This window comes from Kouleothrix sp. 19917 (assembly GCF_057073505.1).
This window is the reverse complement of record NZ_CP097099.1, coordinates 7585905-7607719: the sequence shown is the minus strand read 5'-3', so window position 1 is coordinate 7607719 and position 21815 is coordinate 7585905. Positions and strand designations below refer to the sequence as shown.

Genomic DNA, 21815 nt, shown 5'->3' with positions numbered 1-21815 from the left:
GCGCCGCGGAGCTGGTTGCTCGCTGAGCGACGGCAGCGGCGCCTGCCGCAGGACATCAATTATGCAGCCTGATATCACCCGTTACGCCTGGAAGCGACGCGGTTGCTGCCACTGCACGCGCACACCCGTCCGCAAGCGCGAACGTCGACCGCTGGGATTTTTCAGCCCCAGCGCGGCGAGACTCCGACGCTGGATGAAGCGTCAGCGTCACCGCCACGCCCGTCGCACCGTTCGCGCCACCCTGCGTGGCTACGCGACCGCACACTCAGACCCCGAGAGAAGGTGAAACAATGACCGTTATCGCTATTCCAAAGAAAGCACTGCGATCCGCCACAACACACGGCGAGGACGCTACTATGACTCCGGCCTGGGATCTGTACCTGGATGGCGAGCTCGTCGCCAGCGGGTATCTCTCAGAAGTTGCCGCCCGTATGGAGCTCGACCTGGCCGCGTGGTACGCGCTGTTTGGCGAGGCCCAGCTCCTTTCCGAGATACCGATCACCGAAGAGGCGCTCGACCTGGCGCTTGCCGTGTTCAACCGCCTGTTTACCACCGAGAAGATCCAGGAAAAGGGTCGCCTGGCGCTGGAGAAAATCATCCGACCGGAGATCTACACGATCGCGGTCGACGGCAGCCTCCAAGTGCTGGCATCGAGCGGCCGCGGTAAGCAGGCATCGTATACGGTCACTGCGCACATGTCGCTTCGCGACGATACGGCCTGCAGCCCGATCGGTTCCTACCATGTCACGATGACGTGCGGGTGCAAGGATTTCTACGCCCGCGCGCACGAGCACGGCGGTGTATGCAAGCACGTCGCCGCCCGGCTGCTGCTGTTTCTGGCGCAGCGCGGCGTTGCGGCGCTCAAGCATCTCCGCGACGCGCTCGGTATTGAGGAAACACTTCCATCATCCATTATCAGCACCGCTGCACGGGCTGACGAAGCGCTTGCCAACGACGAGGATGGCTTGGCATATGTCAGCATTTCCGCTTCGGAGCTGGCTGCCGCATTGTTTCTTACGACACGCTCCGCGACAGCGACCGATCTGCGTGCGGAGCGCGGCAAACTACGTCTGAGTACAGGAGCGACCGATCTGACGCTCGCCTGCGTGGAGGGCGACGGCATCGCCGGCGTATGCCTGGAGGCGAGCGCACTCACCGCGCTATATGACCAGCTTCGTCCCACCGCCAGAAGTGGCGGCGCGATTACGATCTTCGTGGAACCAGTGGACGGCTCGGTCTATCTGTGCAGCCAGGACGAGACATTCTCGGCCGAAGTCAGGGGCGTACCGATCCCAGCTCTTACCACTCCAATCACTCCCTGATGATCTCTCGATAACCCGATGTCCGCACACCGGCACACCATCTCGCCGGTGGGCGGATATGGGTCGGTGTGCTCGTTCAAGGAGCACCAAGATGTCCTCACTACTTGCTCACCACACCCTCGTCCGTCCGCTGCTGTCCGAGTTCGTCGGCAGCATCGCCGCCGACGGGCAGACCACCCGCGTCGCCGCCATCGCCCTGAGTACGCAGGGCAAGGCGGTGCTGTTGAACCTGGTCGCCAACGATACGACGCTGAGCGCAACCACTGCTCGCTTCTTCAAAGGCGAACAGCTGCTGTTTCAGGTCGCGGACGGCATGATCTGGGGCGCGCCGAACCTGTTCGGCCGCGCCGATGCGGTCAGCTACCGCCAGATCAAGGCCGCGATCCCGAACACCCGCGAGAAGAATTTTTTGGTCATCCCGCACACCGCCGATATCGGCGAGGGCCTGACCCGGCCTGACGCGATTGACACACCATCGCCCGGTGCCACCGCAACCGGCACGACCGCGCGGCCCGCGCGCTATATCTTCGCCAATTACGATCAGGCCGCCCCGAACGCTCGCGCGTTTCTGGGTCACCTGCGCGCGCTGCGCGTGGTGTTCCTGCCGCACTGGGCCGATCGGCTCTGGGCGGAGGGGCTGGCCGCCGACCTGATCACGCCGCTGCCATCGCTTGGCGTTGCGGCCTGGCAGATCGCCAGCGACCAAGCGCGCTGGCACCAGCTGGTGAGCGAGGCCGTGCGCGAGAGGCGCCTGGCGCGCCACACCTTTGCTGTTGCCGCGTAGCTGGTCAGCGTCAACCCAATCTCCACAGCTCGATAACAAAGCTCAACACCAACTCAGTATCTCACCGCCGCCCGACCAGGGCCAGACACGCGTCCCCTGGCGGGGCGCCGCTGGCCCTGGCTCATCATCCGAAAGGAGCCTCCATGGCCTCCGGCACGCTTGCAAACCTGGCCAGCAGCGCGTTCGTCCCCACGCGCGTCATCGACGCCGAGCGCATCTGCCGCAACCTGCTCAGCCTCCCGGCTGCGACCTTCAGCGTCCTCGACCCAACATCGGGCGCGGGCGATCTGCTGCTCCCGTTCGCCGCTCACCCGCGCGCCCAGCTCTACGGCGTGGAGCTCAGTGCCGAGCGCGCGAACGAGTCGCGCACGCGTCTGCCGCGCGCGCTGGTTGTGACCAGCGCGTTCGAGCACGTCCGCATCACCGAGAACGCCCTCGACCTGATAGTCTCGAACCCGCCGTATCTGACCGGCGAGCTCGGGCGGCTGGAGTACGCGATTATCCGCGACGCCACCACCGCGCTGCGGCCGGGCAGCCCGCACGTCACAATCGTCCCGGCGCGCCAGTGGGACGGCACCATGGCGCGCTTCTGGGCCAGAAACTATACCCAGATTCAGTGCTGGAGGCTGGACGACGACGAGTTTGCGAAGTACACGCAGATCGTCGTCGCCGGCGTCAAGCGCGAGCGACCGCTCCAGACGCCCGAGGCGCTGGAGCTGAACCGCATCCGCGGCTTCCGCTACCGCATCGACGCGGGCAAGCCCGAGGCGTGCCCGTGGGCGCAGGGGTTTGCCCCCGACGTGCTGCCAGATGTACCAATCGCCGAACCCTACATCGTCACGCCCGGCGGAATTCCGATTGAGATCACCGTGCTCAAGGCTGATGAGGCCGAGCTGATGCGCGGGCTGGGTATGGGCGGCGCGCACCCGACGCCGGCCTGGCAGAGCGCAACCACCTGGCAGGCGGCTGCCAGCCTCGACCACCCGCTGATGCCGATCAGTGGCGAGTCGTATCTGGCGGCGCTGATTCTTACCGGCACGCTCGACGGCGAGGAGCTGCAGGGGCCGGATGGCCAGTGGTACACCTTCGCCACGCACATCGCGTCCGAGTGGGCCTCAGTCGAGGTCGACGAGGACATGCGCAAGAAGGGGGTCACGAGCATCCAGCAGCAGCAGGACAAGCCGTGTCTCAGCGTGCTCAACTTGGAGACCGGCGCGCTCACGCACTACCAGCGCGACGAGGTGTTCGCCTTCCTTAAGCCGTGGCTGGCGCTGTTGGCGACACGCGTGCTCGGCCAGTACACCCCGATCTACGACCTCAACCCGCCCGACTGGATGCTCGGCGTGGCCGCGACAATCGCGCAGGACAAGACCCTGCCCGGCGCTGCGATGGCGGGTCTGCAGGCGCCACAGCTGCACCGCTCGTTCGCCGGCTACACCGCGCTGTGCGAGCTGGGCCGGTTTGCCGTCAACGGCGAGCCAGGGACAGGGAAAACGCGCATGCATATCCTGATTATGGCGCTGTTTGCCTACACCTGGCGGCATCGCCATGTCTGGGAGGGCAAGCTGCCGCGCTGGGTCAAGCAGACCCGCCGCGCGTGGAAGGCCAATCCGCGCACGGTCGGCGACGCGCCGCGCGCGCTGCCGCTGGCGGTGATGACGCCGATGCGCGTGGTGCCGGTGTGGGAGAAGGAGATTGCGGGCGCCTGGCCGGAGGCCGAGGTGCTCATCATCGACGACCACACCGATGTCACGCGCTGGATGGACCGCTGCGCCACATCAAGCGCGCCGGCGGTCATCGCGATCTTCTCGCAGTCGAAGACGCGCGCGTTCGGCCGCGCCTGGCAGTCGGCCGTGCGCACGAAAACGAAGCCAATCAAGCTCTTCGACCTGAAGCCATCCGACGACCTGCTGCCCGAGCTGGAAGAGGTGCTGGATGCCAAAGGCAAACGAATGGCCTATCGGGTCAAGGCGACCGGCGTGTTTCTGATGAAGGACGATGTCGAGTCGACCTTCTTCTGCCCGGACTGCGGCACGATTGTGGAGGCAGAGCCGGGCAGCCTGCGTAAACGGCAGGGCACCGCCGCGAGTGCGGAGGCGAAAGCCGACGACGCCGAGGCCAAACAGGAGCCGGTGCGCTCGCTGACCTGGTTCGAGGACAAGCGGCGGAGTTGCGCGCACTGTGGCGCGCCGCTGTGGACCGACGCGCGGATCAAGGCCACGCAGGCCAAGTATCCGCACATTCCGTTCGCGACCTGGAGCAAAGCGGTGGATGTTGAGCCGATCGTCGCAGCGGCAGAGGGAGATGCGCCTCTCGCGCGCAGGCGCAAGGCGGCGCGGCCGGCGGTGCGGATTGTCGACGCCGAAGGCAACCGTGGCTCGGCGGCGCCAGACAGCTTTTCACCCTACGATTACTGGCGGCGCTTCTATTCCGGCTGCTGCGCGTTTGTGGAGATCGACGAGAGCCACAACCTGCGCGGCCAGTCGACCGACATCGCCCACAGCGGCCACCTGGCCCAGCTAGCCAGCCAGACCTATGGCTATGGGTCGGGCACGCACTACGGCGGCGTGCTGACCGACTTCTTTTCCTATTGGTACCGCTTCAACCCGCGCTTCTGGCAGCAGCTGGGGCTGGGCTGGAACGAGGCCGAGCAGGCGATGAGTCGATACGGCGTTGTCCAGACGATCACCAAGGAGTTCGAGTCGAGCGCGCGGCGCGGCAGCGGAAAAACCGACGTGAGCGTCACAACCATTCCCGCGCCGGGCATCAGCACGCGGCTACTGCCGTACCTACTGGCCGACCTGGCGTTCATCGACGTGCTCGACGTTGGTGCGTTCATGCCACCACGCGAGGAGATCCCGGTGGTGGTAGAGATGGACGACGCCGCGCTGCTGGCCGAGCGTGAGGACGCCGCCCTGGCGCTGCGGTCGGCTGAGGCCGAGCTGGCAGCCGCGCAGGCGGAGCTGGATGACACGTTGCGTGACGCGTCCAGCACGCGCGGCGAGCGAGAGACCGCGAGCGCGCGAGTGGATACGACCAAAGCACGGCTCGCCGAGGCTCGCGCGGCACTGAGCGATGCTACGGCGTGGGTCAAGGCCCGCGATCTCAAGACCGCCTACCGTGAGATCGAGGCCGCCCTGCACGCCAAGGCCGAGAAGCGCAACGAGGCCGCGCGGCTGGCGCAGGGGACACTGCCGCGCTGGTGGTCGATCCTGCCGATGTGGGAGCGGCCGCAGTTCACCGTCTCCGAGACCCATCGCGGCGACTGGGGCGACGTAGAGGAGGTCGTCGAGATCTTCCGCGCGCCATCGCTCGCCAGCGAGCATCTGTATCCGCTGGAGCGCGAGCTGCATACGATCGTCGCCAAGGAGGTCGCCGCCGGACGGCCAACCATGATTTATATAGAGCAGAACGATGTGCGCTCCACGAGCGACCGTCTGACGCACGTGCTCGCGGACTTCGAGCCGTGGGCACTGCCCAACAGCGTTGACCCCGAGGATCGCGAGGACGCGATCAATGCGGCCGTGGATGCTGGCCACACCGTGCTGCTGGTTCCGTACCGGCGCGTGCTGGAGGGCTTGAACCTGCAGAAGATCAAAACAATCTGCTGGTATGAGCTGGCCATGAACCTGTTCATGCTCGACCAGGCCAGCCGGCGCTCGTGGCGGCTGGGGCAGGACACGCTGGTGCGCCTGTACTACCTGGCCTACAAAGGCACCGCCACGCACAAGCAGCTGATCCGGCTTGGCACCAAATCCGGCGCGGCGGCGCTGTTCGCGGGCAACACGCCCGACGGCGCGCTGGCGAAGGCCGCCGGCGCGGACAAGACCACGCTGGCCAGACTAAGCGCAAGCCTGGACGCCGACGACGAGATCGACCTGGCGGCGGCGTTCAAGCGCCGCGGCGAGGAGCTGGCCAGGAAGCTGGCGGCCGGCCGCGATTGGATCGGGGCGAACGACACGCTGGCCGCGCGGCTGGCATCTCACGCACTCCCGACACCCATGGTTGAGGCGATCGTCGCGGCCGAGCCAATCGGAACAGCTCACGACGCGCCCATGACCATGGCTCTCGACCTGGCACCGGGACTGGTGCCAGGGAATGAGCGCGTGGCGAACGAGACAATGGGAACCGCAACGCAGCCGGCAGCCATCTTTGGCAACCTCGACGACATCGCGGCCGTGCTGCGCAGGCAGCGCAAACAGCGCCGCGCATCGGCCGAGGTCATCCAGGCGAGCGGGCAGCTCGCACTGTTCTAGCCAAAGCCAGCAGACACAGCCCACACTTTCGCACCGACCGTGCGCCAGAGCAACTGGGCGCGGCGTCACGATAGATTCATCCACCGAGTATCAGCCGGGGGCAACGGGCGTGCCGCCCGGCGAGGGCGGCCGCGTGTTGTCTCCGGAAAGGAGCAACCAGCGTGACCACCCCCTCCTACAACGACCCATTCGGGCTGCTGCGCAATAAAAAGGCAGCCGAGCTCGCCGCTGGCGCGTTCACCGCGCTGCAAGCCATCCCGCCAGCCCAGCGCTCGCGCTACTCGCCCTCTGGCGATGAGGCGACGATCGAGCTCGGCCTGGGCTACGTCCAGGCGGTGCTCGCCGTGCTGTTCGGCGTCGTCACGAGCTTCTCGTTTGACGCCCCCGCAGACAAAGGCCGCGTGGCGATGCGGTCGAGCGGCGGCAGCACCGCGTATCACTTCAGCTGGCATGCCACGCCCGATCGCTTGATCCTGGGCGGCTTCATCCACGCCGGGCACCCGACTTACCAGGTCGCGGTCGTGGGCCTCTGCCAGGCGATCGCGGCATACCGCTGCGGCGCGACCGCGCCGTATGATGAGCTCGTCCAAACCTGGTACGCGCTGGTTCGGGCGATGGATTACGCCTACCCGCGCCTGAGCGCCGAGGTGCCCTGGGACAAGCGTGCGATTGAGACTGCTTGTCACCACGCCGAGATCCGGCCGCAGATCGTGAAAGTGTGCGACGTGCTCCGCGTGGCGCTGCGCTACCAGCTTCCGAGCACCGCGACCCGCGAGGTCGGCGTGACCGAGCCACAGGTGCTTGCAGGTGCGGCCGAAGGCGCGGCGATGCGCCTGCCTGGCAGCGTGCTGCTCGACCCGGCCGGCCTGGCGGCTGTGTCGGCCGAGGCGGCGCCTCCGGCAACATCGGCGGCCACGTCGCCAGCGACACCATCCGCAGGAACCGCACCAGCAGAACCAGAAGCACCTTCACCCCCAACTGCGACAGCGACACCGCCGGCGTCTGGGACTGCGCCGGCCGCGCGCCGGCGCAGCGCGACGGCACGTTCGGCATCCACCACACCAGCCGCGACCTCGACCAAACCGCCAGCGGCACCGAACAGCGCTGCACCGACATCGACTGCAGAGCCGAAGCCAGCCGCACCACCCGCACCGGCGCCCCCCCCGGCCAGCTCCCGGCTGCTGGGGCCACACGTCGGGCGGATCAAACGCGCGTTGGAGCGCGGCGGGCCGGTCATGCTGGTCGGCCCGACCGCCACTGGCAAGACCACCCAGGCCAAGGACGCCGCGTTTCAGCTCGGCATGGGCTTCGAGCTGGTCGTGCTGGACGAGGGCTGGGACGCCGCCGAGCTATTCGGCGGCTACACCCGTGTGGGCAAGGACTGGGCCTTCGCGCCCGGGCCAATCACCCGCTGGGCCGAGCGCATCCAGCGCGGCGAGACGGTCATGCTGATCATCGACGAGCTGGCGCGCGGCCACAAGAGCGTCGTCAGCGCGATCATGCGCGTGATGAACGAGTACACCACCGCCGATCTGGACAAGATGGGCATCCCGATCCCGAGCGGAGCGGCGGGGCCGTTCTACATCGTCGATGTGACTGCCACCAAGCAGCGCATCGCGGTGCCATGCCACAAAGCACGGCTCGTCGCAACCGCCAACCAGGGCGACGGCTACACCGGCATCAATCTGAACGACCCGGCCTTCCGACGCCGCTGGACCGGCGGCTGGCTGCAGCTCAAGAGCTACGAGGCCGATGTGGTGCGCAGCATCCTCAGCGAGCGCCTGACACTCCCGCACGGCGCGATGTTGATCACCAAAATGCAGGCGGTCGCGCTGCAGGTGGCCGAGTACCAGCGTCGCGAGGAAGCGCTGCTGGCGACGCTTGACCTGGCGACCCTGATCACCTGGGGTGAAGCCACGCTGCGGTTGCATCGCAGTGGTGTTAACGTCCGGCAGGCGTTTATCGAGAGCGCAGCCGATGTCTGGATTGACCGCGTCGTGCCGCTCAAGGGCGCTGACCTCGACCCCGAGATCGAGCGCACCATCCACGGCTACGTCGCCGCAAACGTCCCGTCGGCGATCTAGCACACAGAACACGAATCAATCAGCGTGATGGCGCATGCCGAATGGTATGTGCCGTCACGCCTACACATCAGGAGCATACGATGAACTGGTGGGCCTGGCGGCGTGCACAGCACGTCCTGGAGACCTGGGTGCGGACGCTGATCGGCGGTCGGCCCTATCACGTCGAGTACAAGACCGGCGGCGGCTCGTATGTCAATTTGCGAACCAGGGAGATTACGATCGACCCCACCATGGCCGACGGCTGGAGCGGCGACAGCCTGCTCCCGTTCGTCTGGCGCGGCCGGACAGTCCGGACGCTCCCCGCGCTCCAGTATCGGATCAGCCGCGCGATGGCTCGGCATGAGGCCGGCCACGTGCTGTTCACCGACGACTACACGGTGGCCGGCGAGCTGCACGCCTGGCTGACCAACGCGCTGGAGGACGGGCGCATGGAGCGGCTGACCGGCCGCTACTACGCGCCGGCCCGCGCCGACTTCGACGCGCTGGGCACGTTGCTCTGGCAGAAAAAGCCGCTCACGCCGGTTCACGAGACCGGCCGCGCGGATCGGCTGCTAAACGCCTGCCTGTTCTGGCGCTGGGATTGCCTGCGCCCCTCTGGCATACCGTCGCGCTGGCGCTGGGCTGGCGACGAGGAGCGCGGCTTCTGGGACGACCAGATTCGGCCGCGCGTCGAGGAGGCGTGGGAAGCGCCGACCGCCGTGCGCGTCGCGGAGATCGCGCTGGAGCTGCTGAGGATCATTGGTTTGGCACAGAATGCAGGCACCGGCGGCCACGATTTGCTGCCATCTGATCTCTCTATAGTGGTCACTGCGGGAGAAGCTGCAGACGGCGCGCTCGGACGTGGCAAGGACGACCAGCCGCTATCGAGTGCAGCGCCCGGCTACGACACCCACAGCGCTGGGAGTGGCCACCGCGACGATGATGAGGTGATCGCCGGGATCATCGTCGAGGAGGACGAGCCGCCAGCGGTCGACTGTGACCCGAGCGCCGGCAATCTGTGGATGCAGCCGTATGCGGCGCTCCAGCGCGAGGTCGGCGGCCTGCTGCGGCAGCTGCTCAAAGTGCTGGTCGTCCCGACGCCCGACGTCGATGTCCGTCCATCAGAAACGAGTGGAACCTTCGATGCCCGCGCGCACATCCGCAGCCACGGTGAGGTGCCACTGCTCCATAAACGCGTCAATGACCACGACCCCGCCGGGCTGGCGATGGTGCTGCTGATCGACCGCACCGGCAGCATGGGCGGCAGCCCGAACCCGATCGACTGGGCGGCTGGCGGCGCGCCCGGCCCTTCGTTCGAGCAGGGTCGCATGCCGCACGCCCGCCGCGCGGCCATCCTGCTGGACATGGCCTGTAGTGCGGCCGACATTCCGCTGTGCATCGGCTACGCCGGCAATAACGGGTATACCTGCCACCATCCCGACGGCGCGCGCTCGTTTGCGCTTGCTTCGCCAGTGATCTGGATTCGTGAGTGGAACACGCCGCGCAGCGCCGAGGGGCCGCGCGCGCTGCTGGCCGGGATGTACGGCGACAGCGGCGACGAGTGCTACAGCGCCAGTCTCAGGCTCGCCCAGCAGCAGCTCGCCGCGCGTCCCGAGCGCACCAGGGTGATTATTTACCTGCTCGACGGCCGACCGACCGACGAGCCGGCCGACGCCGTGCGGCAGACCGTCGAGCAGCTGCGCCGGGCCGGCACTCTGGTGATCGGCCTGTTCGTCGGTGGCCAGGGCGAGATCCGCTATCTGCGCGACATCTTCGGCACGGACGACACAATCGGCGTGGAGGATATCCGCCACCTACCTGACCGCCTCGGACGCATCCTCCTACGCTACGCACGAAAATACTAAACTCGTATCCTTTGAGACCCCACCACGGGGTGCCGTTACGTGAGGCACCCCGTGTGGGTGCCTCAAAGGAGTTTCCTGTGACAACCACGACTGAGACACAAGCCACCAGCCAGGACGCGTCCGTGCGCCGACCACTGAGCATCTCGCAGCTGCAGCTGTGGTACCGCTGCGGCTACGCCTGGCATCTGCGGTACGGGCTCGGCCACAGCCCGCGCGCTGGGGCCGGCGCCTGGTTCGGACGCATCACGCACGAGACGATCGGACTCATGTACCGCGGCATGCGAATGGACGCGGCGCATACTGAGGTCTGGACGCGCGAGTGCGGGCCGGTCTGGGGTGACCTCCAGCAGCTGGTCGCCCTTGACGCCGCGTATGCCGCGCAGGGCCGGCCCACGACGAGCGCCGCGAAGGCGTGGCGCGTCGGTCATCCGGAGTACGACCAGGTACTCGCGCGCCTGCTGGATTTCCAGCAGCACGGGCTTGGGCACGCGCGCTGGGGCAAGACCCAGAGCCTGGCCGACTACTACCGGCGGGCTGTCGCCCTGCGTGACAGCGAAGGCGAGCTCCTGCTGGAGAATCCGCTGCTCGTGGAGGGCATCCCAGTCGCCGAGCTGGCCACTGCTGACAGCGATGCGGCGCGAGCAAGCGACAGCGTAGAGGCTATCGTCGAGCTCGACGAAGACGGGCGCGGTACGCGCTACCGTCTGCTTGCGGGCACCCTCGCCGGCGTGGAGGTCGTCGGCGTGCCCGACGTGCTTGCGCGCCAGGGCGATGGCATGCTATGCGTGGCCGACTACAAGACCGGCAAGCCGATATCCTCGAACGAACTCGCCGAAAGCGCGCAGATGGCGATCTATGTTGAGTTGCTGCGGCAGAACGGCTACATCACCGACGACGATCGCGTACGCATTGGGCATATCTATTTGACCGAGACCGGCGTGCTGCCAGTCTGGACCGACACGGCTCAGCACGCAACCGTGCTGCAACGGCTCGGCCGGCAGCTCGGCATGGCCGCGGCGCTGATGGACAATCAGCTGTTCAGCGCTCGTAAAGGCCTCGATGCCTTCCAGTCGCCCTGCGCGTTCTGCGACGTGGCACACGTTTGCGACGCCTGATCGAATGTTATTTCTGCCGCTTCAGGCGCTCACTGCCGCCTGGGCGACAGCTGGCGCCTGGAGCTATGCATTCAGGAGGTTTTTAGTGTATACGCAACGAACACTGTTCGACCCAGCCGCACAGACAGTGGCCCGCCGGAGTCTGAACGAGCGACCGCTGCGCGAGTGGCCAATCGGCGAGCGACCGATCGAGCGCCTGGCGAGCTATGGCTCGGCCGCGTTGTCAGATGTAGAGATCATCGCAGCACTCCTCTCTGGGAGCGCCGGCAGCGCGAACCCGGTCGCCCTGGCGCAGCAGCTGATCGTAACGTTTGGCGGCTGGCATGGCCTGCAGCGCGCCAGCCTCGACGAGCTGCAATCCATTTCTGGCCTCGGCCGCACGCGCGCCACACGGGTCAAGGCTGCGCTAGAGGTCGGCCGTCGACTGCTGCTGGCCCAACCAGGCGAGCGGTTGCAGGTCAAGTCACCCGCGGACATCGCACCGCTCCTGATCGCTGAAATGAGCCATCTCGATCAAGAGGAGTTGCGCGTGGTATTGCTTGACACCAAGAATAGGCTCCTCAAGCTACACACGGTCTATCGCGGCAGCCTGAACGCTTCGATGGTCAGGGTAGGCGAAGTCTTCAAGGAGGCGGTCAGGTTCAACGCCGCAGCGATCATCGTGGCGCATCAGCACCCCAGCGGCGAACCGACGCCCTCGCCTGAAGATGTTCTGGTCACGCGCGAGATCGTGCAGGCTGGGAAACTGCTCGATATCGACACCCTCGACCATCTCGTGATCGGCCATGGCTGCTTTGTCAGCATGCGTCAGCGTGGCCTGGGCTTTTCAAGTTAGTACCGCAACGGGCTCCAAACGCAGAACCACAGTGGCATGGCGGCATAGAAGTGAGAAGCACGTTCTCACTTCTATGCCCGCTGTGCCGCTGTGGGGCATGCGAGCTGGTGATCAGGCCTCATTCCAGTCAGCATATCTAAAAAGTAAAAAACAGTATCGGCATATGCTAGAATAGCGAGAGCAGATATCGTTTCGAACGGAGTATTGCGTGCATATTGAGAACGAGCCGCGTATGGATCCGCGGCTGGCGCAGCGGCTGGCTGAGAAGAAGGCCGAGCTCGATCGCTATCGACCGCTTCCGCCCACGACCATGCGTTATATCAACGAGCAGCTACGCGTACTGCTCACCTACCACTCGAACGCGATCGAAGGCAATACGTTGAGTCTGCGCGAGACACAGCTGGTGATCGAGCATGGTATGACCGTCGGCGGCCACAGCCTGCGCGAGCACCTGGAGGCGACCAATCACGCGCAGGCGTTTGCCGAGCTGACCGATTTGGTCGAGCGGCGGACACCGCTCAGCATCGACGTCATCCTCAGCCTGAACGGGATGGTGGTCGATAAGCTGATCGATCGGCCGGGGGAGTTTCGTCGCGGGCCAGTGACGATCCGCGGAGCGCGCGTGCAGCCACCGCCTGCCACGCGCGTGGCGGGTCTGATGCGCGAGTGGGTCGCCTGGGTGAGTGACGAGGGTAAGGCTTACCCAACCGTGTTGCGTGCCGCCATCGCGCACCAAGGCTTCGAGGCCGTTCACCCGTTCAGGGATGGGAATGGCCGAACCGGCCGGCTGCTGCTCAATCTGATGCTGATGCAAGAAGGCTACCCGCCGGCGCTCTTGCTCCAAGAGTGGCGCCTGGCCTACCTGGAGGCTCTCGCAGTCGCGGATAGCGGCCGCTACGGACCACTGGCGAACCTGATCGGTCGTGCCGTCGAGCAGGGGCTCGACCTGTATCTCGACGCCTGCGACCGCGCTCCAGAGCCCGAGGGCGCGGAAGAGCAGCCGCTGGCCGAGCTGGCGCGCGAGTTCGGATATACCACCGACTACCTTGCGCTGCTCATTCGCAAGGGGCGCCTAGAGGCGACCAAGCGCGGGCCGCGCTGGTACAGCACCCGCGCAGCGGTGGAGCGCTACCGCAGCGAGGTTGCCGCAGGAATAGTTCCAACAGGTCGACCGCGCGGTCGATCCAGGCGACGATGATTTGGTAGTTTCAAAATAGCAAGCACACTGAAGGGTACCGCAGCGCAGTCACCAAGCAGACGATGGTTGCGCACTGCTGCCGCCGATAGATCGCCTATTACGGCGTGCCCCACCGCTCGTGCAGCAGGCGCGTGATACAATCAAACGGATCGAGGAGGAATGTGCCGTGTCATACATCACCAGCTTCGAAGAGATAGGCATCGAACAGGGCCGGCACCAGGAGCTGGCGCGGAGCATCCTCCGAACGCTGCGTGTGCGCTTTGGCGCCGAGGCAGCCGACAGCGTCGCAGCCCGGCTGCAGCCGCTATCACTTCGTCAGCTTAACGCCCTGGCCGAGGCCGCATTAGTGGTTCCTTCGCTCGATGCACTCCTTACCAATCTCAATGAGATTGAGGTTGAACATGGGCGCGCCGAGGGTTTGATTGACGGCCTGGCACTCGCGCTCGAACTCAAGTTTGGAGCGGTCGCCGCGCCGGTGATTGCCGATCTGCGCCAGATCAGCGACCTGGCGCAGATCGAGGCGATCTTGGCGAAAATCAAAACGGCCGAGTCACTCGATGAGGTTCGCAGCGTCTATAGCCCCCACCCGAACTCTAGTTCCTGTGAGGCACAGCTCCCGCGCCCTGGTATCCAAACGGACACCAGGGCGCGGTCGTTGGTGTCAACAAAGTTGATCGAGTTCGGTGCTCGCTGGCCAGATAAGGCTAAACCGAGTGTACCACCCGAACAGAGACAACACGAACAAGCAGCGATCAGTTTGTCGTCTGAATCTAGTCGATAGCGAGAAAGTGTCGCGACGATAGATGAAGAATTCTGTCGGCATGGATGGTGCGTACCCTCGCAAAAACTGGCGAGCAGATTCGCGACATGTGACGACATGGCGCCATAGACAAGGCACATTCGGTATGCTATCGTCGACGTAGCAACAAACTGAATGGAGAATAAAAACAAGAGTGACCCGAATCTGATTCCAATTCTCCTCCCGTCACCTGGCACCGGCTGCGAGGAAACGCTCCTCAAAACCCCGAGAATAGATCATGATCCCCATGGAGCACTGACGATCAGTCTGGATTATGCCGATGAGTACGGGGTGCCAGACATCAGCGAAAACGATCCCCCACAGCGGGTCATTGAAGTTGTCCTGCTCAAGCGTCGCGGCTGGGTGATTGTCGATGCCCAGTTAGATGTCTTTATAATGACCGAGGTCGAGTATAATGAAAAACTCCACTCTACAGCGAAGCGCAAAGTTAGCTAAGATATGTCAGGGAATCCCCTTTCGAATTACCGCTGCTCAATCCAAATACACACTGATGCTGCCGTTAGGTCTCGACCAATTGTTCAGCCGGCACGTTTCTGCTATGATACCCTCCGCAACTATCACAGCGACGACGAGAGCACGCAAGCAGGAGGGAGATTGGCCAGATGTGGGCTGATAACGAAACGAGCGACGATCTTCTTGGTTTCACCGTTCACAAAGATGTGGTCAAGCAGCTCGTAACCACCGATACGCTGCTTCCGGTCACTGTTGGCCTTTTCGGTGATTGGGGCAGCGGGAAGTCAAGTATCATACGCATGTTGTTGGACGATCTTGACAGTGACGCCTACCCAGACGTCGCCTGCCTGTACTTCAATGGGTGGACCTTCGAAGGCTATGATGATGCCAAGGCAGCCTTAATCAGCTCAATCCTGGTGCAGCTTGGCGAGCATAAGCGGTTTGGCCCTAGAGTACGCTCCGGGGTGATACGACTGCTCAAAAAAATCAACTACATGCGGCTGCTTGGACTTGGACTGAAGTACGGTACCAGTATTGCCGTGGGCGCGGCAGCCGGCGCAGGCATGATCGATGCGCATCTCGCCACAACGCTTGCTCCATTCATTCCCGGCATGGCGGCGGCAGCTACCGCGTCGGCGGCCGGCGCGAGCACACCGTCCACGTCTTCTAAAGAAGAGGAGCCCATTGATTGGCAGCAGCTGATCGCCAAAGATCAGTCGACGCCTGGACCACTGGACATTCGTACATTTCGGCACGACTTCGAGCGCTTGCTCGGTGAAACTGGACTCCGGGCGCTAGTTGTGGTGATTGACGACCTGGATCGCTGTAGTCCTGAGCGCCTGATTGAAAATTTGGAGGCGATCAAGCTATTTCTCGCGGTTCCGAAAACAGCCTTTGTGATCGCCGCCGATCATCGCATCGTGCGCTACGCGATTATGAAGCGTTATGCGACATCTCGCATGGAAGCGGAGCAGTCCGCGCGGGAAGAATCGTACGATCTGGCAACCGATTACCTAGAGAAGCTGATTCAGGTGCCCTATCGCCTTCCGCGCCTCTCCCCAAGCGAGATTGAAAGCTACATGACCCTGCTTTTCTGCAAACTCCACTTGGTTGGCGATGGGGAGTTTGTGCGCGTCCAGACTGATTGTGTGGCCGCACGGAAGAAGAATATGTATCTGACCTACGGGGCCGGCGCTGCGCGTGCTGCGATGGGTGGCACGCTGCCGGAACCCCTAGAGCAATCGCTGCAGTGGGTCAGCTCGATTGCGCCGGCCCTGACCGAGGGTCTCAAAGGCAATCCTCGGCAGGTAAAGCGCTTCCTCAACGCACTGTTGCTCCGCAAGCAACTCGCTATGGCAGCAGGCCTGAACATCCGCGACATCGTGCTAGTCAAGCTCATGCTGCTTGAGTACATTCGGCCGCATCGCTTTGATCAGCTCTACGAATGGCAGGCGCGCAGCGAGGGCCGACCAGCTGAACTGCAACAGCTCGAGCAAGGCGTTGGTTCTACATCTAGTCGCAAAGACCATAACAGTGCAGGCGCACCGCCAATCTCGGGAGAAATCGACCCGGCATGGCAGGAGAAAGCTGTCCAGGATTGGCTTCGCCTAGAGCCACAGCTTGCGACCACCGATCTGCGCGACTATTTCTGGATCGCCCGCGACCGACTCACGACCACGATCTCGGGGCTTACTATGGTGCCACCGCTGGTTCGCGCGCTGTATGACCAGCTTGTGACCGGGAATGAGGGCGAGCTTCGACTGGTGGCACCACAAGCGCGCGACCTTGGGCCCGAGGAGCTCGCGATCCTCTTACGGTTGCTCGGCCAGCAGCTCCTGCGTGAGCCCCAGGAATCTGGCAGCTTCACGGCATTAGTCGCCTTGATTGAGGCCAATACGCCAGGTGCCCTGGAACGGTTGCTGGATTCTTTGGAGGAGCTTTCTGCCAACGCAGCCGAGCCAAATATGGTCTTCGAGCTACACAGGTTAACGACAGAGCAGCCACAGAGCCGCGAGCGCGTATGGCGGATACTCAAGCGCTGGTCCAGCACATCGACACGTGCGGGTAAAGCGGCGCAAACTGTTGTCACCGATTCGGCAAAGAATGTCGCATCGAGGCGTGGCTGATGGGGACATCGCGCAGTTACAGTCCCCCAACCGGCGGCGGCTGGCCACCACTCAAGCGTCAGGTGAATCAATTTGGCGGTGGCGAGGGTGGCGAGCCTGGGCCAGACGAACCGGATGGCCCGGCCCTTCCTAACCAGCTCATCCCCCAACAGCTTTTAGGCACGTACCTGCGTGTCCGCAGTCGTGGGGGTGGTGGCGGTGGCGGCGGCGGTGCAGGTGGCGGCGGCGGTACAGGTGCTGGGGGAGCCGGCACCCATGGCCTTGGGCGCGCCGCAGCGCGTGTCGGCGGTAACCTGGGTGGATTTGCGGCTCGGGTGGCTGAAGTTGGTCTGGCTGGAGCACTTGAAGATCTTGGGCTCAGAGACATGGTCGGTCGCCCAGCCAGTGATGTGACAACCGCGCTCGTCGATCGCCTAGCCGGTCCGGGGAGCACCATGGATGCCAGCGTTGCGCGTGTGGCCTTGAACAAGCTACGCCAGGAACTACTCGGATCGGCCAGAACCTTCGAGGATGTCGAGCGCCTGCTCCTGGGCACACTCGAGCAAATCCAGATTGCAGGTCTGATTGTCCAGTTCTACGGGCACTATCTCTACGAGCTGTTCTGCCGCGACTTCTACGAGCAGCTCGTCAAGAAGGTCGGCCGCGAGCAGACACGGCGTTCAATCGACAGCATCCGGCGCACGATCTTCTCCTCACTTCGCGCGAAGATTGCCGGCCGCGACCCTGGCAGCGTCAACTGGCGAGGTGCCGAGGGGCGGCAGCTGGCGGAGCGGATCCTGACTGAAACGGTTGCTATTTTCGAGGTTGGCGCATGAATGTCGAGGTCACCATCAACGCCGGCATAACGCTAACTGGCGGTTTTTCAACCGTCACGTTGTGGATACCAGAGGCCGCAGCATCGGCGGTTCTTGACGTGAGCTTTGACCAGCTCTATGACATGTTCGGCATGAGTGAGCCAATCACCCTCGATCTGGTGCTGATCGCTAGCATCGTGTACGTGTTGGATAAAAGCGTTCCTCGTCGTCGTGCGGACGACTTCTGGACCCGCGACTTTCATGTTGTTGTTCCGGTTGCTGAGACCACGATCTGGGAGCACGCTAAGGAGGCGCTTGAAACATGTCTCACGTTTTTAACAGGTGACGAGTGGCGCTTCAGCTTTACGCCACGAGCAGAGGCGCTGTACACACCTCGCCATCGTGCACGCGAGCGGCGGCGGGGAGAGCCACCGCGCGCAGTCAGCCTGTTTTCTGGTGGTCTCGACTCGCTCATTGGAGTGATCGATCAGCTGGCCCGTCAGCATGATCGACTTCTGCTTATTGGGCATCATGACGCCACCGGACCTGCAGGCGATCAACGGCGTGTACATCAGCTGCTTGACCAGAGGGAAGGCTACGTACAACGAACCGACCGGCTATCTGTTCGCGTACGACCACTACCTAGCGATCTCGCGCGCCCAGGACAGCAAATTGTATCACTTGGCCGTGAGCACACACTACGCAGCCGCTCGTTCATGTTTCTGGCGCTTGGGCTGTTCGCGGCACGTGCGCTTGGCGAGCATGTTCCGCTTCTGGTACCGGAGAACGGGTTCATCGCGATTAACATCCCCCTGACACCTTCGCGCGGCGGCACGTGCAGTACACGGACTACCCATCCGTTTTTCCTGGAGTCATTCCGCGCGCTCGCGTCGTTGGTCGGAATCCAGAACCCAGTTGTCAATCCGTTCGAGCTCAGCACGAAGGGTGAGGTGCTGGCTTCCTGCGCCGATCAAGCGGCGCTTGCGCGCCTCACTCCTGAGACTGTCTCGTGCGCACACCCATCGCGACGGGCGATCTGGCGACGTCGAGACGTGCGCAATTGCGGCTACTGCGTGCCGTGCATTATTCGTCGCGCATCCCTCCATCATATTGGCCTTGACCATGGGGAAGTGTATGGAATAGACATCGGCCAGGGAGAACTGGACCTAGAGTCGAACGTAGCCGCCGACGTGCGCGCGGTGCTAGACTGTATCGCTCGTATTCCGGAGCGTGAGACAGTCGACGATCTGGTGGTCGCCAGCGGCCCGCTCCCATTTGACACGCGCCAGGCCCATGTGGAGACAGTGAGGCGCGGGCTAGAGGAGCTACGTGCGTTTGTCGAACGGGTGGCTCCGCCACAGGTCGCAGGGTTATCGGGCGACTGATGATAGATGCACATTGCCACATCGATACCTATGCGGATCCCTATGAGACTGCGCTCCTGGTTGAACGGTCACACGTCCTCACCATTGCGGTCACGAACCTACCGTCGGCGTTTGAGGCTGCCTATCCCCATGTACAGCGCCTTCGTTCGCTGCGACTTGCGGTCGGGCTGCACCCGCTCCTGGCCGAAGTGCATGCACGCGAGCGCGCGCAATTTGCCACGTGCTTGAAGCGCACGAGCTATGTGGGTGAGGTCGGACTAGACTTCTCGGCCGAGGGTATAGCAACACGCGACGTGCAGATTGAATCATTTCAGTATGTGTTGGGACTGGTAAAGCAGCAACCGAAATTCGTCACGATTCACTCGCGGCGAGCTGAAGCGATGGTTCTCGATCTCGTGGAAGCCGCTGGTGTACGTCCTGTTGTGTTCCATTGGTTTAGCGGGTCATTGAAGCAAGTCGATCGGTTGCTTGCACAGAGTCATTTTTGTTCCGTGAATCCAGCAATGCTCCGTAGTCGGAATGGCAAATCGATTATTGAGCGTTTGCCGCCTGACCGCGTGCTGACGGAGACCGATGGTCCGTTCGTTATGGTCGAACGTCGGCCGGCGCTGCCGATGGACGTCACACTTGTTGAACATTATCTAGCGCAGCTGTGGCAGCGACCAGTCGAGGAGGTGCGCCAACAGGTGCGACAGAATCTCCGTGATGCTATCCCAGTGTAATGCTGTCGGATTTCCAGCGTTTCAATCCAACCAAGCTGTCTCTCAGATCGCGAACGACACGTAACTTGGGAAAGAGAGCGGCAATCGTAGTATTATGCCTACTTATTCGCCGTAATTGTTAGCACGATCCGCAACAGCACGTCGCAAGATAGCGAGTGCCGCCTCCAGTCGATCAAGTATAGCCATATTTAATTCATTCGCAGGAAATTGCTCAGCACGCGATGCCAGAAGCATCAAGGTATTAGCCGCTTCCTGGAGCAGGGCGCCGTCTGAGATGTGAGTAAGCGACTCTAGTTGCCCACCAGCAGACTCTGCATCAGAAGGATCGGTGTGTCCTTGTTCGTGGAGCGGCATTGGTGAGACATCGGAATTATACTGCCGATCTGTCGCGGCGCCGTGACGCTCGCGGCTCTTATCACGAGCTAACCGTTCCGAGCGGTTCCCGAGATCGTTTGTGAATTCCTGCACTTTTGTCGCGGCGCCGCGACGGTCCGCCGATCCCATCCCAGCCGCCTCACGAACTTCAGGACGTTCATAACCTCGCACGAGCGTCCGAAGCCGAGCAAGGGTAAGATTCTCCTGAACCACTCGATCGGCCAGCGCCAACGCCACCTCCGGCTGTTGCGTAAAGAGTGGCCCAAGCTCTAGCATCTGGGCAATCGCCCGTGGTCGCTGCCGCAAGCAATCTTTCAGCCGCTCTGGTAGCTTATGGATGCGCGAGCGTACACTGACCCAATCCGAAGATTTCCCAAGCATTGCGCCAAGCTGCGCCTGATTTTTCTCGAAAAAGACCTGCTCGTGCCAAGCAATGATCTGTGCTTCTTCCACCGGATCAAGATCCTGGCGCTGCAAATTCTCCTGTGCTCCAATCGTCAACATCTGGGCATCACTGATATCACGCACAACGACGGGAAGCAGACACGCTTGGCCACGCTCGGCACAGATCAGTCGCCATGCGGCGCGACGGCGATGTCCATAGACCAGTTGCACCAGTCCACGGCGTCGCTTCGCAAGATCGCCGTGGAGGCGCACGATTAGCACACCCTGGAAGCCCGCTTCACGCATGCCCTGTGCCAGATCCTCTAAACTCATATCGTTGAACGGTTGCCGGGCTTGATACGGGCTATCCTCAATCTGCTCATCTGGCTGCTGCTGCACCTGCTCGCCCGCTTGCGGCTGTCGCCCGATCACTTGATCGATCGCGAGCTCCGCATCTCCCTGGCCACGCCGGCCGATCCATGCACCACGCTTGCTGCTCATGGTTTCTCCACCAGAAAACTCAGAATCTGCTCCGCAGCGCGCCGATACTCCTGCGCAATGTTGGATGCCGGTGCTAAATCGGCCAGCGTCATGCCATGTGCGGGAGCATCGGCGGCGGCAACCGCCAAGCGAATTGGCGCGAAGTGCAGGGGTACATGCAGCGCTGCAACCTGCTCTTGTATTTCCGCCAGGGCCGCCTGTGCATGCGCCGTATTGCTGCGATAGCGGGTCGGCAGCAACCCGAGCACGCCCAATTCCGGGTTGATGCGCTGATTAAGCCGCTGCTGGAGGGCGCGCACATGTTCATACCCATCGAGCGCCATAAAACTGCACTCCACGGGAACCAGCAGCCAGCGGGCGCCGGTGAGCGCATTCGTGACTGAAAGGTCGATCCCGGGCCGACAATCGATCAGAATCAGATCGTATTCGGCAAGGTGCGGCGTCAGCATGTCGAGCAGGACATACTCACGACCTTCCCACGGAATCGCGGTTTGGATCACCGCTTCCAGGCCAAGCGTGGATGGCACAAGGTCAACGCCGGCGAAGCGTGATGGGCAGCGTACACCATCAAGTGTCCTGGCGCGTCGCGCGAAGGCATCGGTGAGTGAGGTCACAGGCGCATCGTCTGGCAGCGCGACGCGCGTCAGCGAGGCCTGCGGGTCGGTATCAACGATCAGCACCCGTTTACCGAACTGTCCTGCAAATCCCGCCAGATTCAGCACGGTTGTGGTCTTGCCAACGCCGCCTTTGAGATTGGCCACCGCGATGACGTGATTGTTTAATGTGGATGCGGTCATATGACTCTCCTTATCAAGGA

Annotated in this window: 17 protein-coding genes; 15 read left to right on the top strand and 2 right to left on the bottom strand. The window is 63.3% G+C overall.

Annotation, left to right across the window (positions count from 1 at the left end; genetic code table 11):
- The first annotated feature begins 290 nt into the window (after nt 1–290).
- The 15 genes from M1P90_RS30585 to M1P90_RS30515 all read left to right on the top strand — a co-directional run bounded on the left by M1P90_RS30585 (nt 291) and on the right by M1P90_RS30515 (nt 19738).
- The gene (locus M1P90_RS30585) at nt 291–1322 is read left to right on the top strand and encodes a hypothetical protein (RefSeq protein ID WP_483699526.1); all 1032 of its coding nucleotides are present in this window, start codon (nt 291–293) and stop codon (nt 1320–1322) included.
- A 91-nt stretch (nt 1323–1413) separates the two neighbouring features.
- A complete protein-coding gene (locus tag M1P90_RS30580; RefSeq protein WP_483699525.1) occupies nt 1414–2106 on the top strand; it encodes a hypothetical protein in 693 nt (230 codons plus the stop codon).
- 143 nt (nt 2107–2249) lie between these two features.
- Nucleotides 2250–6362 carry a DUF6094 domain-containing protein gene (locus M1P90_RS30575; RefSeq protein ID WP_483699523.1) on the top strand — a complete coding sequence of 1371 codons (4113 nt, stop codon included), beginning with the start codon at nt 2250–2252 and terminating at the stop codon, nt 6360–6362.
- Between the two features lie 161 nt (nt 6363–6523).
- Nucleotides 6524–8446: an AAA family ATPase gene (locus M1P90_RS30570; protein WP_483699522.1), complete on the top strand. Its 1923-nt coding sequence runs from the start codon at nt 6524–6526 to the stop codon at nt 8444–8446.
- Nucleotides 8447–8775: 329 nt separating this feature from the next.
- The gene (locus M1P90_RS30565) at nt 8776–10290 is read left to right on the top strand and encodes a vWA domain-containing protein (protein ID WP_483699521.1); all 1515 of its coding nucleotides are present in this window, start codon (nt 8776–8778) and stop codon (nt 10288–10290) included.
- A 77-nt stretch (nt 10291–10367) separates the two neighbouring features.
- Nucleotides 10368–11405 carry a PD-(D/E)XK nuclease family protein gene (locus M1P90_RS30560; protein ID WP_483699520.1) on the top strand — a complete coding sequence of 346 codons (1038 nt, stop codon included), beginning with the start codon at nt 10368–10370 and terminating at the stop codon, nt 11403–11405.
- 142 nt (nt 11406–11547) lie between these two features.
- Nucleotides 11548–12240, top strand: coding sequence for a RadC family protein (radC, locus tag M1P90_RS30555; RefSeq protein ID WP_483704711.1), 693 nt, complete (start codon nt 11548–11550; stop codon nt 12238–12240).
- A gap of 232 nt (nt 12241–12472) precedes the next feature.
- The gene (locus tag M1P90_RS30550; RefSeq protein ID WP_483699519.1) at nt 12473–13438 is read left to right on the top strand and encodes a Fic family protein; all 966 of its coding nucleotides are present in this window, start codon (nt 12473–12475) and stop codon (nt 13436–13438) included.
- 166 nt (nt 13439–13604) lie between these two features.
- Nucleotides 13605–14219 carry a DUF4351 domain-containing protein gene (locus M1P90_RS30545; RefSeq protein WP_483699518.1) on the top strand — a complete coding sequence of 205 codons (615 nt, stop codon included), beginning with the start codon at nt 13605–13607 and terminating at the stop codon, nt 14217–14219.
- A gap of 153 nt (nt 14220–14372) precedes the next feature.
- Nucleotides 14373–14693 (top strand): hypothetical protein, encoded by a 321-nt coding sequence (locus tag M1P90_RS30540; RefSeq protein WP_483699517.1) that lies wholly within the window; start codon nt 14373–14375, stop codon nt 14691–14693.
- A 167-nt stretch (nt 14694–14860) separates the two neighbouring features.
- Entirely contained in the window at nt 14861–16837 is a 1977-nt protein-coding gene (locus M1P90_RS30535) for a KAP family P-loop NTPase fold protein (RefSeq protein WP_483699516.1), read from the top strand.
- Between the two features lie 171 nt (nt 16838–17008).
- The gene (locus M1P90_RS30530; RefSeq protein WP_483699515.1) at nt 17009–17230 is read left to right on the top strand and encodes a hypothetical protein; all 222 of its coding nucleotides are present in this window, start codon (nt 17009–17011) and stop codon (nt 17228–17230) included.
- 41 nt (nt 17231–17271) lie between these two features.
- Nucleotides 17272–17652, top strand: a complete 381-nt coding sequence (locus M1P90_RS30525) for a hypothetical protein (protein ID WP_483699514.1) — start codon at nt 17272–17274, stop codon at nt 17650–17652.
- Nucleotides 17649–19016: a Qat anti-phage system QueC-like protein QatC gene (gene qatC / locus M1P90_RS30520; protein ID WP_483699513.1), complete on the top strand. Its 1368-nt coding sequence runs from the start codon at nt 17649–17651 to the stop codon at nt 19014–19016. Before M1P90_RS30525 ends, qatC begins: the two co-directional genes overlap by 4 nt.
- Complete coding sequence (locus tag M1P90_RS30515; RefSeq protein ID WP_483699512.1) at nt 19016–19738, top strand: TatD family hydrolase; 723 nt, start codon at nt 19016–19018, stop codon at nt 19736–19738. Before qatC ends, M1P90_RS30515 begins: the two co-directional genes overlap by 1 nt.
- Before the next feature lie 102 nt (nt 19739–19840).
- Here M1P90_RS30515 and M1P90_RS30510 read toward each other — a convergent pair whose 3' ends face one another.
- Entirely contained in the window at nt 19841–20998 is a 1158-nt protein-coding gene (locus tag M1P90_RS30510) for a ParB/RepB/Spo0J family partition protein (RefSeq protein ID WP_483699511.1), read from the bottom strand.
- Complete coding sequence (locus tag M1P90_RS30505) at nt 20995–21795, bottom strand: ParA family protein (protein WP_483699510.1); 801 nt, start codon at nt 21793–21795, stop codon at nt 20995–20997. Before M1P90_RS30505 ends, M1P90_RS30510 begins: the two co-directional genes overlap by 4 nt.
- Between the last annotated feature and the right edge of the window lie 20 nt (nt 21796–21815).

What these genes read in the sequence shown, in the direction of transcription:
- M1P90_RS30585 (WP_483699526.1), top strand. Translation starts at nt 291, where the DNA reads ATGACCGTTATCGCTATTCCAAAGAAAGCACTGCGATCCGCCACAACA.
- M1P90_RS30580 (WP_483699525.1), top strand. Translation starts at nt 1,414, where the DNA reads ATGTCCTCACTACTTGCTCACCACACCCTCGTCCGTCCGCTGCTGTCC.
- M1P90_RS30575 (WP_483699523.1), top strand. Translation starts at nt 2,250, where the DNA reads ATGGCCTCCGGCACGCTTGCAAACCTGGCCAGCAGCGCGTTCGTCCCC.
- M1P90_RS30565 (WP_483699521.1), top strand. Translation starts at nt 8,776, where the DNA reads ATGGCTCGGCATGAGGCCGGCCACGTGCTGTTCACCGACGACTACACG.
- M1P90_RS30550 (WP_483699519.1), top strand. Translation starts at nt 12,473, where the DNA reads ATGGATCCGCGGCTGGCGCAGCGGCTGGCTGAGAAGAAGGCCGAGCTC.
- M1P90_RS30540 (WP_483699517.1), top strand. Translation starts at nt 14,373, where the DNA reads ATGGAGAATAAAAACAAGAGTGACCCGAATCTGATTCCAATTCTCCTC.
- M1P90_RS30535 (WP_483699516.1), top strand. Translation starts at nt 14,861, where the DNA reads ATGTGGGCTGATAACGAAACGAGCGACGATCTTCTTGGTTTCACCGTT.
- M1P90_RS30525 (WP_483699514.1), top strand. Translation starts at nt 17,272, where the DNA reads ATGGATGCCAGCGTTGCGCGTGTGGCCTTGAACAAGCTACGCCAGGAA.
- qatC (WP_483699513.1), top strand. Translation starts at nt 17,649, where the DNA reads ATGAATGTCGAGGTCACCATCAACGCCGGCATAACGCTAACTGGCGGT.
- M1P90_RS30515 (WP_483699512.1), top strand. Translation starts at nt 19,016, where the DNA reads ATGATAGATGCACATTGCCACATCGATACCTATGCGGATCCCTATGAG.
- M1P90_RS30510 (WP_483699511.1), bottom strand. Translation starts at nt 20,998, where the DNA reads ATGAGCAGCAAGCGTGGTGCATGGATCGGCCGGCGTGGCCAGGGAGAT.
- M1P90_RS30505 (WP_483699510.1), bottom strand. Translation starts at nt 21,795, where the DNA reads ATGACCGCATCCACATTAAACAATCACGTCATCGCGGTGGCCAATCTC.